The organism is Photorhabdus australis DSM 17609 (assembly GCF_000711895.1).
In the GTDB taxonomy this organism is placed as follows: Bacteria; Pseudomonadota; Gammaproteobacteria; order Enterobacterales; family Enterobacteriaceae; genus Photorhabdus; species Photorhabdus australis.
Genome location: NZ_JONO01000003.1, coordinates 111297 through 124514, shown reverse-complemented (window position 1 = coordinate 124514; position 13218 = coordinate 111297). Strand labels below are relative to the sequence as shown.

At 42.0% G+C, this 13218-nt stretch carries 9 protein-coding genes and 1 pseudogene; 5 read left to right on the top strand and 5 right to left on the bottom strand.

Annotated elements, in window-relative coordinates; genetic code table 11:
• Nucleotides 1-20: 20 nt before the first annotated feature.
• Nucleotides 21-953, top strand: coding sequence for a 23S rRNA pseudouridine(2605) synthase RluB (rluB, locus tag BO26_RS00575; protein ID WP_036768085.1), 933 nt, complete (start codon nucleotides 21-23; stop codon nucleotides 951-953).
• A gap of 59 nt (nucleotides 954-1012) precedes the next feature.
• On the opposite strand, the gene cobO is transcribed toward rluB, so the two are convergent.
• Together cobO and BO26_RS00565 are read right to left on the bottom strand one after the other, a co-directional pair.
• Entirely contained in the window at nucleotides 1013-1609 is a 597-nt protein-coding gene (gene cobO / locus BO26_RS00570; RefSeq protein ID WP_036768084.1) for a cob(I)yrinic acid a,c-diamide adenosyltransferase, read from the bottom strand.
• On the bottom strand, nucleotides 1609-2373 hold the full coding sequence (locus BO26_RS00565) for a YciK family oxidoreductase (protein WP_036768083.1): 765 nt from the start codon (nucleotides 2371-2373) through the stop codon (nucleotides 1609-1611). The genes cobO and BO26_RS00565 overlap by 1 nt, the downstream gene beginning before the upstream one ends.
• Before the next feature lie 205 nt (nucleotides 2374-2578).
• Between BO26_RS00565 and sohB the strand changes: the two genes are divergently transcribed.
• Complete coding sequence (sohB, locus tag BO26_RS00560) at nucleotides 2579-3625, top strand: protease SohB (protein ID WP_036768082.1); 1047 nt, start codon at nucleotides 2579-2581, stop codon at nucleotides 3623-3625.
• Nucleotides 3626-3936: 311 nt separating this feature from the next.
• Here sohB and BO26_RS24760 read toward each other — a convergent pair.
• Nucleotides 3937-4326, bottom strand: a pseudogene (locus BO26_RS24760) (DUF2498 family protein).
• A 188-nt stretch (nucleotides 4327-4514) separates the two neighbouring features.
• Between BO26_RS24760 and topA the strand changes: the two are divergent.
• The gene (topA, locus tag BO26_RS00550; RefSeq protein WP_036768081.1) at nucleotides 4515-7115 is read left to right on the top strand and encodes a type I DNA topoisomerase; all 2601 of its coding nucleotides are present in this window, start codon (nucleotides 4515-4517) and stop codon (nucleotides 7113-7115) included.
• A 302-nt stretch (nucleotides 7116-7417) separates the two neighbouring features.
• Nucleotides 7418-8392: an HTH-type transcriptional regulator CysB gene (gene cysB, locus BO26_RS00545; protein ID WP_036768080.1), complete on the top strand. Its 975-nt coding sequence runs from the start codon at nucleotides 7418-7420 to the stop codon at nucleotides 8390-8392.
• Between the two features lie 50 nt (nucleotides 8393-8442).
• On the opposite strand, the gene BO26_RS00540 is transcribed toward cysB, so the two are convergent.
• On the bottom strand, nucleotides 8443-9270 hold the full coding sequence (locus BO26_RS00540) for a hypothetical protein (protein ID WP_036768079.1): 828 nt from the start codon (nucleotides 9268-9270) through the stop codon (nucleotides 8443-8445).
• Nucleotides 9271-9518: 248 nt separating this feature from the next.
• Here BO26_RS00540 and acnA point away from each other — a divergent pair, with 248 nt between their 5' ends.
• Nucleotides 9519-12194 carry an aconitate hydratase AcnA gene (gene acnA, locus BO26_RS00535; protein ID WP_036768078.1) on the top strand — a complete coding sequence of 892 codons (2676 nt, stop codon included), beginning with the start codon at nucleotides 9519-9521 and terminating at the stop codon, nucleotides 12192-12194.
• Between the two features lie 98 nt (nucleotides 12195-12292).
• On the opposite strand, the gene ribA is transcribed toward acnA, so the two are convergent.
• Complete coding sequence (gene ribA, locus BO26_RS00530; RefSeq protein ID WP_036768168.1) at nucleotides 12293-12892, bottom strand: GTP cyclohydrolase II; 600 nt, start codon at nucleotides 12890-12892, stop codon at nucleotides 12293-12295.
• Nucleotides 12893-13218: the final 326 nt, after the last annotated feature.

The window sequence follows — 13218 nt, the reverse complement described above, 5'->3', positions numbered from 1 at the left end:
GCGACAATAGAGGTTGCTCAATGAGCGGTAAGACACAAAAATCTGAAAAGTTACAGAAAATTCTCGCGCGTTCCGGCCACGGTTCTCGTCGCGAAATTGAAGGTTATATTCAACAAGGGCGCGTCAGTGTTGACGGTAAGATTGCGACTTTAGGTGATCGTATTGAAGTACAGCCCGGGACAAAAATCCGCTTTGATGGTCGGATATTAAATATCAAAGAATCACAAAAAGCGATTTGCCGTGTTCTGGCGTATTATAAACCAGAAGGTGAACTTTGTACTCGTCACGATCCAGAAGGACGGCCAACCGTTTTTGATCGTTTGCCTAAGTTACTCGGTTCCCGTTGGATAGCGGTGGGCCGCCTGGATGTAAACACCTGTGGTTTGTTGCTATTTACTACGGATGGAGAGTTAGCGAATCGTTTAATGCATCCAAGCCGTGAAGTGGAACGTGAGTATGCTGTCCGTGTTTTTGGTGAAGTTGATGATGCCAAATTGAAGCAACTCGCTAAAGGTATCCAATTGGAAGATGGTCCAGCAGCATTCCGCACCGTCGCGTTTAAAGGCGGTGAGGGGATTAACCAATGGTACAATGTGACGCTGACAGAAGGACGTAACCGCGAAGTTCGTCGTCTTTGGGAAGCTGTTGGTGTGCAGGTCAGTCGTCTTATTCGTGTGCGTTATGGTGATATTGGTTTGCCAAAAGGTTTACCTCGTGGAGGCTGGGTAGAGCTTGGTCTGGAACAAACTAACTATCTGCGTCAATTAGTTGGCTTGCACGAAGAGACGGTTTCTAAAGTGGCAGTTGAACGTGATCAACGCCGTATGAAAGCTAACCAGATCCGCCGTGCGGTTAAACGTCATGCTCAAGTGGCATCTCGCCCATCGGCAGGGAAACGTCCGGGTAGTTCCCGCCAGAATGCAGGTCGTACAACTGCACAAAAAGGTCGTTAATTTCTATTTCTGGTTAATTGCCATTCCTGTGGGCCTTGTGTAATAACGGGGCCTTTTTCTTACCAGTCGATGCCTTTTTGTGCCTTAATACCAGCATCAAAAGCATGTTTTACCGGGCGCATTTCTGTGACGGTATCTGCCATTTCCAATAATTCACGATGACAGCCGCGGCCAGTAATAATGACGGATTGGTGCTCTGGTCGGTGGTTTAGGGCGGTTATCACATCTTCGAGAGGAAGATAGCCATAACTCACCATATATGTCAGTTCATCCAGTACAACCAGATCCAAATTAGGATCAGATAACATCTCCAGCGCGTGCTGCCATACCTGATGGCAGGCGATAGTGTCCGTTTCCCGGCTTTGGGTCTCCCAGGTAAAACCGGTTGCCATAACATGGAAATTTACACCATGCTGTTCCAGTAGATTTTTTTCACCATTCTCCCATTTGCCTTTTATAAATTGGATAACACCGGCATGCTGACCATGACCGACCGCACGGGTGACAGTGCCAAAAGCCGCAGTGGTTTTACCTTTACCGTTGCCAGTAAAAATGATGAGGATCCCCCGTTCCAGCTGTGCAGCTTCAATGCGGGAATCTACTTTTTCTTTCAGGCGTTGTTGCCTTTTTTGGTGCTGGTCGTCGTTTATTGTCATTATTCGGCTGGTCCTGCTTTGCGTCCGGGTTGTGCATCAAAACTGATGCCTGTTTTATGCAGACTGTCGCCGCCCATTAAATAGAGGTACAGCGGCATAATCTCTGCTGGAGTTTTCAGTTTAGCAGAGTTTTCGTTAGGGAATGCCTTGGCTCGCATATTTGTGCGTGTTCCACCGGGATTGATGCAGTTAACGCGTAGGGAACTGTTTTTATATTCTGCTGCCAGAACTTGCATCATGCCTTCGGTTGCAAATTTAGATGCGGAATAAGCCCCCCAACCACTGCGACCTTCTCGGCCAACACTGGAACTGGTAAAAATGAGTGAGCTGTCGGGGGATTTCAGTAACAGTGGAAGCAACGTCTGAGTCAACATGAAAGTCGCATTGACGTTGACTTGCATAACATCGTGCCATAGCTGAACTGGCTGTTCTGCCATTGGGGCGACAGCGCCCAGTAATCCGGCATTATGCAAAACACCATCCAGACGTGGATAATATTTTGCTAAATCGTCAGCAAATTCTTTGCATTCTTCGGCTGTGACCGTGAGTAGATCCAGGGTGTAGATAGTTGCGGTGGCTCCGCCTGCTTGTTCGATTTCTTTTTTGACGGCTTCCAGTTTATGTGTAGTTCTGCCAAGCAAAATTACTTTCGCGCCATAACGGGCATAAGTCAACGCCACTTCACGACCAATACCGTCTCCGGCGCCTGTAACCAGAATAATACGTTGCTGCAGGAGGTCATGTTTGGGTTGGTAATGTAACATTTGAAGATTTCCTGTTATTGATGGGGCAGTTTGTTGCTGTCAGAGGTAACTCTGGTTATCAAAACAGAAACTTATATGCTGAGTCAAATTCGTCAAGGCCGATTGTTCAGGAGATAAACGGTGAAACATTGAAGGCGCTGGTGTGTGTTTTTGGTTAGAATAAGTAATATTGATTATCATATGTTGTGAATAAAAAGGTGGATTTGTGGAGTATTTATCTCTTTATGGGTTGTTTTTAGCCAAAGTGGTAACGCTGGTGTTGGCTGTGATTGTTCTGGCTATATTTGGTATTGGTATAGGAATGCGTAAATCCTCGCCAAAAGGAGAATTGAAACTAACCGATCTTGGTGAGATGTACCGGGATAAACAGCGTCAAATGCAGCGAGCTCGTATGACAGAAGCTGAGAGAAAAATATGGCAGAAAGAGTTTAATAAGCAGCAAAAGTTCAAATCTAAGCAGAAGAAGAGTGAAGTTAAAGCAGGTCAGAAAAGGTTGCAGAAACCTTGTCTCTATGTGCTGGATTTTAAAGGCAGTATAGATGCGCATGAGGTCGATTCATTACGTGAAGAGATTAGTGCAATTTTGGCCGTTGCTGATGCAAAAGATGAAGTATTATTGCGTCTTGAAAGCCCAGGTGGAATGGTTCATGGCTATGGGCTTGCTGCTTCCCAGCTTGCTCGTTTGCGTCAGAAGGGGATTCGTTTAACTGTTGCGGTGGATAAAGTTGCCGCCAGTGGGGGTTATATGATGGCTTGTGTTGCTGATCGCATTATCGCTGCACCATTTGCCATTATTGGTTCTATTGGGGTAGTCGCTCAGATTCCCAATATTCACAAGCTATTGAAGAAGAATGATATTGATGTAGAACTGCATACGGCAGGGGAATATAAACGTACACTGACTTTTTTGGGTGAAAATACTGAGCAAGGCCGGAAAAAATTTCAGGAAGATCTGAACCAGACTCACCAATTGTTCAAAGAATTTATTCATCTACACCGTCCATTACTTGATGTGGAAAATGTGGCTACAGGCGAATATTGGTATGGCACTCAGGCGAAAGAGAAAGAATTGATTGATGAAATTGGTGTCAGTGATGATTTGTTAATTGCTCAAATAGATAATTGTGAAGTGATTGGTGTCAGTTATTCACGTCGTAAGCGCATAGTAGAGCGTTTTACCAGCAGCACAATGGAAAGTATTGATAAGTTGTTATTACGCTGGTGGCAAAGAGGGGAAAAACCTCTGTTTTGATGAATAATAGTATCTTGGCGTACTTCAAATGGTGTTTTACCTCGGCACTTAAAGGCGCCTTGATATTATTTCCAATAATTTGTCTGATTAATGTTCTGATTGAGCAGGCAGATCCGCATTTTCCGTTTATTGTTACGATGTCATTTCCCTGAAAAACCAGATAGCTTTTTTCTTTCAAAATTTGTTGGCTGCGTTCACTTACCGCAGTCACATAGTTATCTATGCTTCTGGGGATTCGCTCCCTTGCCGCCGCGATGCAACTTGAAATCTATTGGGTATATATACCTGGCAGATATATTCTTATATGACTTTCATATATCTGCCTGTTTGTTGCTCGATAAGTTTTTATTGTTAATTTCGAGATGATATTGTCCTGACAGGGTTAGTACCAGCTGTTTGAACATATTAAAAACAGCTGGGTTTTTGGTTGCAGGAAAACCATTTTCATTCGGAAAAAATTTACTACCGAACACTAATATTTCTCCTTTTTACTTCGCACTGTTTGCACTCATACCATGCATTAAATCCTCATGTTGGCAGATAATATAGTTGGTTTCTTCGAATAATCGTTCGTGTTTAATCGGTGTCGTTTGTCTGCCCTTGTCAAAAATAATTTGTTGCGCATCATTTTTTATCAGGTAGAGTGTGGACTTTTCGTAATGCAAATGGAAGATTTTGTTTACGATGATCGCTTGATTCATTTGCATAGTCCATGGGCGGTATCTAAAATACCTTAGATAATTCAACGTATTCCGAGTTCAGGCAAATCAGCTGAATAAAAATAAGTTGATATATTGAGAATCTATCGCAATATAAAAAGAGGTTTTAAATACCGTGATATGGCGCTGTGAGTTCCGCCATCTGAAAAGACAATTAGGTAAAGATAACTATGGGTAAAGCTCTTGTAATAGTGGAGTCCCCGGCAAAAGCCAAAACAATCAATAAATATCTGGGAAGTGACTACGTGGTGAAGTCCAGCGTTGGTCATATCCGTGATTTGCCGACCAGCGGTTCAGCCAGCCAAAAGAGTTCAAGCTCATCTACCGATAAGTCTAAGAAGAAGGTCAAAAAAGATGAGAAATCGGCATTAGTCAGCCGTATGGGGGTTGATCCTTACCACGGTTGGGAAGCTGATTATCAGATTTTGCCAGGCAAAGAAAAGGTTGTGGCAGAACTGAAATCACTGGCTGAAAAAGCAGATCATGTTTATCTCGCAACGGATCTTGACCGTGAAGGAGAAGCCATTGCATGGCACTTGCGGGAGGTGATTGGTGGTGACAGTGATCGTTTTAGCCGGGTTGTTTTTAATGAAATTACTAAAAACGCAATCAAACAGGCATTTGATAAACCGGGTGAGTTGAATATTGACCGGATAAATGCCCAACAAGCCCGCCGTTTTATGGATCGGGTGGTTGGTTATATGGTTTCTCCACTATTGTGGAAAAAAGTTGCAAGGGGGCTTTCTGCTGGTCGTGTGCAATCCGTAGCCGTGCGTCTTGTTGTTGAAAGAGAGCGTGAAATTAAAGCGTTTGTACCAGAAGAATATTGGCAGTTACATGCTGATTTGCTGGCGAAAGGTGAAATTTCGCTGCATATGGAAGTGACGCATGAACGGGGTAAACCGTTTAAGCCCGTTAATAGTGAACAAACTCAGGCTGCCGTATCTTTACTGGAAAAAGCCCGCTATCAGGTTATTGATCGTGAAGATCGCCCAACATCCAGTAAACCAGGTGCACCGTTTATCACATCAACATTGCAGCAAGCTGCCAGTACGCGTTTAGGGTTTGGTGTTAAAAAGACCATGATGATGGCTCAGCGTTTGTATGAGGCCGGATATATTACTTATATGCGTACTGACTCAACTAACCTGAGTCAGGATGCGCTGGATATGGTTCGTGGTTATATCAGTGATAACTTTGGTGACAAATACCTACCGAAGACAGCGAATACTTACAGTAGTAAAGAAAATTCACAAGAAGCGCACGAAGCGATTCGTCCTTCCAGTGTTGATGTCATGGCTGAGCAACTGAAAGATATGGATGCAGATGCACAAAAGCTCTATCAGCTTATCTGGCGTCAGTTTGTTGCTTGTCAGATGACGCCGGCAAAATATGACTCCACAACGCTGACTGTACAGGCTGGCGATTTTGAGTTGCGAGCCAAAGGCCGTACATTACGTTTTGACGGTTGGACAAAAGTAATGCCAGTGCTGCGTAAAGGTGATGAAGATCACACGTTACCTGTTGTTGAGGTTGGCACTGAACTTGACTTACAACAATTGATTCCAAGCCAGCACTTTACCAAACCACCAGCACGTTATAGTGAGGCATCTTTGGTTAAGGAGTTGGAAAAGCGTGGTATTGGTCGTCCATCTACCTATGCTTCGATTATCTCTACGATTCAAGATCGTGGTTATGTTCGAGTGGAAAGCCGTCGCTTTTACTCGGAGAAAATGGGTGAGATTGTTACTGATCGGCTGGAAGAAAATTTTAACGAGCTGATGAGTTATGATTTTACCGCACGGATGGAAGATCAGCTTGATCAGGTTGCAAGCAATAAAGCTGAATGGAAAGGAGTCTTGGATGAGTTTTTCACTGATTTCAGTGAACAGCTAGAAGTCGCAAATAAAGACCCAGAAGCTGGGGGGATGCGGCCTAATCCTATGGTGATAACTTCCATTGCGTGTCCGACCTGCAATCGCCCTATGGGAATTAGAACTGCAACTACAGGTGTTTTCTTGGGTTGTTCTGGTTATGCACTATCACCGAAGGAACGTTGCAAACAGACGATCAACCTTATTCCTGAAAATGAAATTCTCAACATTTTGGAAGGGGATGAGGCGGAAACAAACGCATTGCGTGCTCGTCGTCGTTGTAAAAAATGCGGCACAGCAATGGACAGTTATCTCATCGATAACCAACGTAAATTACATGTCTGTGGTAATAACCCTGCCTGTGATGGTTACGAAGTGGAAGAAGGTGAGTTTCGCATTAAAGGGTATGACGGCCCGATTATTGAATGTGATAAATGTAGTTCTGAAATGCACCTGAAAATGGGGCGTTTTGGTAAATATATGGGATGTACCAACGAAAGTTGTAAAAATACCCGTAAGATCCTGCGTAGTGGGGAAGTTGCTCCACCAAAAGAAGATCCCGTTCCATTACCAGAGCTGCCTTGTGAAAAGTCTGACGCATATTTTGTATTGCGTGATGGCGCGGCAGGGGTATTTTTAGCTGCTAATACTTTCCCTAAATCTAGGGAAACGAGAGCACCATTGGTAGAAGAGCTGGCTCGTTTTAAAGACCGCTTGCCGGAAAAACTGCGTTATCTGGCTGACGCGCCTGTGGCCGATGCTGAAGGTAATAAGACAGTTATCCGTTTCAGTCGTAAAACTAAACAGCAATATGCTGCTTCAGAGAAAAATGGCAAGGCAACAGGGTGGAGCGTGTTCTATGTTGATGGAAAATGGATTGAGAAAGATAAAAAGTAACAATTATTGAGAGAATTAATACTCTTTTTTCTCAAAAGGAAGTCATTTTTTTCTATTAGCCAACCTTGTTAGGTTGGCTTTTTTCGTCTATCTACAGAATTTTAAAATGTTTGAATTGAAATACGGCTATAACTTTCATTATGATTTTTCAATTATTCGTTATATAAATATATAATCGTGTTATAGTGGTTATATGCGACGATAAAATTATTTCTATTAGTTATAATAAATAGCAAACAGCAATATCAGGCTAAGCTTTAAGTCATAATTGTTCACAGCGTTTATTCTGGGATGGTACTTATATGAAATTACAACAACTTCGTTATATTGTGGAGGTGGTAAACCACAACCTTAATGTTTCATCTACAGCTGAAGGGCTGTATACGTCTCAACCAGGGATCAGTAAGCAAGTTAGGATGCTTGAAGATGAATTAGGTATTCAGATTTTTTCCCGTAGTGGTAAACACCTGACGCATGTTACTCCCGCAGGTGAAGAGGTTGTCCGAATTTCCCGTGAAGTATTGTCTAAAATTGATGCAATCCGGTCAGTTGCTAGTGAACATACTTATCCGAATCGTGGCTCTCTATATATTGCTACCACCCACACACAGGCTCGTTATGCATTACCTCCGGTGATTAAAGGCTTTATTGAACGTTATCCGCAGGTTTCTTTGCATATGCATCAGGGATCACCAACGCAAATTGCTGAAGCGGTGTGCAAAGGCAGTGCTGATTTCGCTATCGCAACTGAAGCGCTGCATTTGTACGAAGATCTGATAATGTTGCCCTGCTACCATTGGAATAGGACATTAGTTGTTACACCAGATCATCCGTTGGCGGGTAAAGCGAACGTTTCAATTGAAGAATTAGCTGAATATCAATTGGTCACTTATACATTTGGTTTTACTGGCCGTTCTGAGTTAGATGTTGCATTCGATAAAGTGTGCTTAAAACCTAAAATTGTTTTTACTGCTACTGATGCTGACGTTATTAAAACGTATGTCCGATTGGGATTAGGTGTGGGGGTTATTGCTAGCATGGCCGTTGATCCGATGCAGGATAAAGATCTTGTTTGCATTGATATGCGTGATAAATTTGGCTACAGCACAACTAAGATAGGTTTTCGTCGTAGTAGTTTCTTGCGCAGCTATATGTATGATTTTATGTGGCGCTTTGCGCCTCACTTGACACGTGATGTCGTTGATCAGGCAGTTGCTTTACGTTCAAATGAAGATATCGAAGCAATGTTTAAAGATATCAAGTTACCAATTGTGTAATAAAATAGTGAGGGAGATAATGATTGCCATTATCTCCCGGAGTTTATTTATCAGAGCGAGTCAAATTCACCACTGAAGAAATTATCTGAATCTTCTATTGATGTTTTTCTCTGCTTATTAATGAAATTATCAAAACTGGCTTTAACGTCAGGATGATCGAGAGCTTCATAGTCAAAGACCGATATTAAAGATGAATATCTGAAATCAATATTGACATTTTCATTAGAAGCACAACTTGATAAAAAGTTTGAGTTATTGCTATCAAAATTAATTTGATAAAGCTTCAGTTTAGGAATATACACGGTCTTCTCTCCTATAATTAGGGTATCTATGGCAATAGCCAGTGTTACAGTAGAATAGAAACCTTTGTTTTTCCGTATACCTAAACGAATTGTTTCCCCTTGTTTTGTAAGAAAATGGGAGAAATCTGTCAGCATATCTGTATTTTCAAATACAACAACATTCATAATAAAATGAAGGAAACTTTTTGAGATGCTTAGACCATTTAATGAGTCTGTGTAGTTTTTAGATTCAACTTTACTAGTTCCCATTAAAGGTAGTTTGCTGACTGCTTTACTCCAGAATTCCATATCTGTCTTATATTGCTCTCCATACTTTTCTGCATATTTATTTACATAATTAGTGACGATGGAGGACAAGGCAATCAATGTCTGACTTAAGCTATTGGTTTTTTCTAAGACATCTTTTTGATCAGATAATTGTGTTGCTACAATGAATTGCACTAAACCATCTTTTTCATTGTATTTTTCTGTATTTTCTATATTAAAGTAAGCTTCATCGGTGTGAAAAAACTTATTGGCTTCATTGATTTTTTCGATATGTTCCTGGTGATTCATAATTGAGTTTTTCATATCCATAATTTATCCTTATTCTTTTGATTAATCATTTAAATCCAATTGATGGCAAACTAATTCTATCCGATTATCATTCGATTGTTTACCCGGCTAAATTATCAAAATTTATTACTGAAATTCTGACAGATAGACTGAATTAGCAAATTGTGTGGCAATAAAAAACAAATACCTGCTTATATGTTATGTTTAACTTGTGCCATTATTATTAAAGTGGTTTTAAGTTATGCCAGGATAATAAGTAAGGAGGAGTTATGTCGTTTGATTTAAAAAAGGTTTGTGTTTCAACACTTTCCACTGCAAATAAAGAGTATGATTATTACAGTTTGCCACTGGTTGCTAAACATTTAGGTGATATTTCCCGTTTGCCTAAGTCAATGAAAGTTCTTCTGGAAAATCTTCTGCGCAATATTGATGGTAACTCTGTTGTTGATGATGATTTAAACGCTATTGTTGATTGGCAAAATACCGGTCATGCAGACAGGGAAATTGCTTATCGGCCAGCTCGTGTATTAATGCAAGATTTTACCGGTGTACCTGCTGTCGTTGATTTAGCGGCGATGAGGGAAGCTGTTCTATGCCTTGGTGGCGATGTTGAACGGGTTAATCCACTGTCACCCGTTGATTTAGTCATTGACCATTCAGTTATGGTGGATAAATTTGGCACGGAAAATGCGTTTGAGCAAAATGTACAATTAGAAATGGAACGTAATTATGAACGTTATCTATTTCTACGTTGGGGGCAAAAAGCATTTAATCGTTTTCGTGTGGTGCCGCCAGGAACAGGGATCTGCCATCAGGTAAATTTGGAATATTTGGGTAAAACAGTTTGGCATGAAATGCATAATGGGAGAGCGCTGGCTTATCCTGATACTTTGGTTGGTACTGATTCTCATACCACAATGATTAATGGTCTTGGTATTTTGGGGTGGGGTGTGGGTGGTATCGAAGCTGAAGCGGCTATGTTAGGGCAACCTGTTTCCATGCTTATCCCTGATGTCGTTGGTTTCAAACTCACTGGCAAGTTACGCGAAGGTATTACGGCGACAGATTTGGTGCTGACCGTGACTCAGATGTTGCGTAAACATGGCGTAGTTGGGAAATTTGTTGAATTTTATGGTGATGGATTAGCTGAGCTGCCATTGGCTGACAGGGCAACAATTGCCAATATGTCGCCAGAATATGGGGCAACTTGTGGTTTCTTCCCGGTAGATGATATTACCCTGAGTTACATGCGGTTGACGGGGCGTACAGAAGAGCAGATTGCGCTGGTTGAAGCATACTCTAAAATCCAGGGGTTATGGAGAAATCCAGGTGATGAACCGATATTCACCAGCAGCCTCGAGCTGGATATGTCGATAGTGGAAGCGAGTCTTGCTGGGCCGAAACGTCCACAGGATCGAGTTGCCTTAGCACGGGTACCACAGGCATTTCAGTCAGCGCTTGATCTGGAAATGAATAAAACTCAGGGAAAAGTCGTTTCAGCACTGGTAAATCTGGATAACCACATTTATGAGTTAGAAGATGGTGCTGTTGTGATTGCCGCGATTACATCCTGTACCAACACATCGAATCCGAGTGTTCTGATGGCAGCAGGTTTGCTGGCGAAGAAGGCGGTTGAAAAGGGTCTCAAATGCCAGCCATGGGTAAAAACCTCACTGGCGCCCGGTTCGAAAGTAGTGACTGATTACCTTGAACTTGCTGGTTTTATGCCGTATCTGGAGAAGCTTGGTTTCAATCTGGTCGGTTATGGCTGTACAACCTGCATTGGTAACTCTGGGCCATTGCCTGAGTCTATTGAAACAGCGATTAAGCAAGCCGATCTTACAGTCGGAGCGGTTCTTTCTGGCAACCGGAACTTTGAAGGCCGTATTCACCCGCTGATAAAAACGAATTGGCTGGCATCCCCGCCATTAGTTGTGGCCTATGCTTTATCCGGCAGTATGAAAAAGGACCTGACTGAACAACCTCTTGGTCAGGATCAGCAAGGTAATGATGTCTATTTGAGAGACATATGGCCTGACGGAAAAGAAATTGCTGAAGCGGTTGATAAAGTTAAAACCGATATGTTTCGCAAAGAGTATGCTGAAGTCTTTGATGGTGATGAGGCATGGCAGTTACTGGAAATCGCAAGTTCTGCAACTTATGATTTTCAGCCCGCATCTACCTATATTCGTCATCCGCCATTTTTTAGTGGCATGACAGTAGAACCAGAAGTCATAACGGATATTCATGGCGCAAATATATTGGCTATTCTTGGTGATTCTGTAACGACAGACCATATTTCCCCGGCGGGGAATATCAAGGCTGACAGCCCGGCAGGGCGTTATCTTCAGGAGCATGGTGTTGCTCCTGAGGATTTTAACTCTTATGGTTCAAGGCGTGGTAATCATGAAGTTATGATGCGTGGTACTTTCGCTAATATCCGTATCCGTAATGAGATGATTTCTGGCGTAGAAGGAGGATATACCTGTCATATACCCTCACAGACACAATTAGCGATTTATGATGCGGCCATGCGTTATCAGCAAGAGAAAATACCATTAGCGGTGATTGCGGGTAAAGAATATGGTTCTGGTTCGAGCAGAGACTGGGCCGCGAAGGGAACTCGGTTATTGGGGGTTAGGGTGGTTATTGCGGAATCATTTGAGCGTATTCACCGTTCGAACCTGATTGGTATGGGCGTATTACCGCTAGAGTTTCCTCAGGGAATAAACCGTAAGACGTTGAATCTGAAGGGTGATGAGACGATTGATATTGAAGGGATAAATAATCTCAAGCCGGGTCAAACTGTGCCGGTAAAAATGACTTATACTGATGGACGTAAAGAAATTGTTGACGTCCGGTGTCGTATTGATACTAATACCGAATTAGATTATTTCCGTAATGGTGGTATCTTGCATTACGTTATTCGTCATATGTTGAAATGATTTTTACAGGCAGATTCACATAGTAATAGTATAAAGACGGCGCTAATATCAGCGTCGTCTTTGTTTGTTTAAGTGAGTAAAAAAATAATTTAAGGTTATCAGGTAATATCTTTAGGTAATAAATGCCCCATTTTGTTGGCTTTGGTATCCAGATAATAGGCATTTTTAGGGTTGCGACCGGTAATTAGCGGAACGCGTTCCACAATATTAATACCTGCTTCGTTCATAGTTTCTACTTTTTTGGGGTTGTTTGTCAGCAAACGAATAGCATGAACCCCCAACAATTTATACATGTCTGCGCATAAAGTGAAATCACGTTCATCGGCGGCGAAACCCAACTGATGGTTAGCTTCCACTGTATCTATTCCTTTATCCTGTAATGCATAGGCTCGAATTTTGTTTATCAAGCCAATATTACGGCCTTCCTGTCGGTGATAAAGTAATATACCTTTCCCTTCTTTAGCGATCTGGGCAAGGGCTGATTCAAGTTGAAAGCCACAGTCACAACGTAAACTGAATAAGGCATCACCTGTCAGACACTCTGAATGGATCCTGGAGAGAACGGGTTCATTATCAGAAATATTACCGTACACCAATGCGACATGATCTCGTCCGGTGGAAATTTCTTCAAAACCGACCATTAAAAAATCGCCCCATGGTGTGGGTAATTTAGCCTCAGCTACTCGTTTTAATTGCATTTTATTTTTCATATGTTGATTCAGACTCATTGTAATAATGGATAAAAAAAACAATACCGGTCTGGGAAATCAGCTGAAACTGCATATACCTGTTATCTTTCAAGTTGCCTCTTTGTTGGCCGCACTCACCCCGGTCACAGAGTTATCTATACCCTTCATCTTTCAAGCTGCTGCTTTGTTGGCTGCGTTCACTTGCCGACGCCCTGCAACTTGAAATCTATTGGGTATATGCTCCCTTGCCGTCGCGATGTATCTTGAAATCAATTGGGTATAGAAGATTTTCTCTGGTTATAACGTGTATATATTTTGCCATATTTGTAACAAAT

Coding starts and splice junctions, on each gene's coding strand:
- BO26_RS00540 (WP_036768079.1), bottom strand. CDS start 9,270: ATGGATATGAAAAACTCAATTATGAATCACCAGGAACATATCGAAAAA.
- BO26_RS00565 (WP_036768083.1), bottom strand. CDS start 2,373: ATGTTACATTACCAACCCAAACATGACCTCCTGCAGCAACGTATTATT.
- ribA (WP_036768168.1), bottom strand. CDS start 12,892: ATGCAATTAAAACGAGTAGCTGAGGCTAAATTACCCACACCATGGGGC.
- cobO (WP_036768084.1), bottom strand. CDS start 1,609: ATGACAATAAACGACGACCAGCACCAAAAAAGGCAACAACGCCTGAAA.
- rluB (WP_036768085.1), top strand. CDS start 21: ATGAGCGGTAAGACACAAAAATCTGAAAAGTTACAGAAAATTCTCGCG.
- topA (WP_036768081.1), top strand. CDS start 4,515: ATGGGTAAAGCTCTTGTAATAGTGGAGTCCCCGGCAAAAGCCAAAACA.
- cysB (WP_036768080.1), top strand. CDS start 7,418: ATGAAATTACAACAACTTCGTTATATTGTGGAGGTGGTAAACCACAAC.
- acnA (WP_036768078.1), top strand. CDS start 9,519: ATGTCGTTTGATTTAAAAAAGGTTTGTGTTTCAACACTTTCCACTGCA.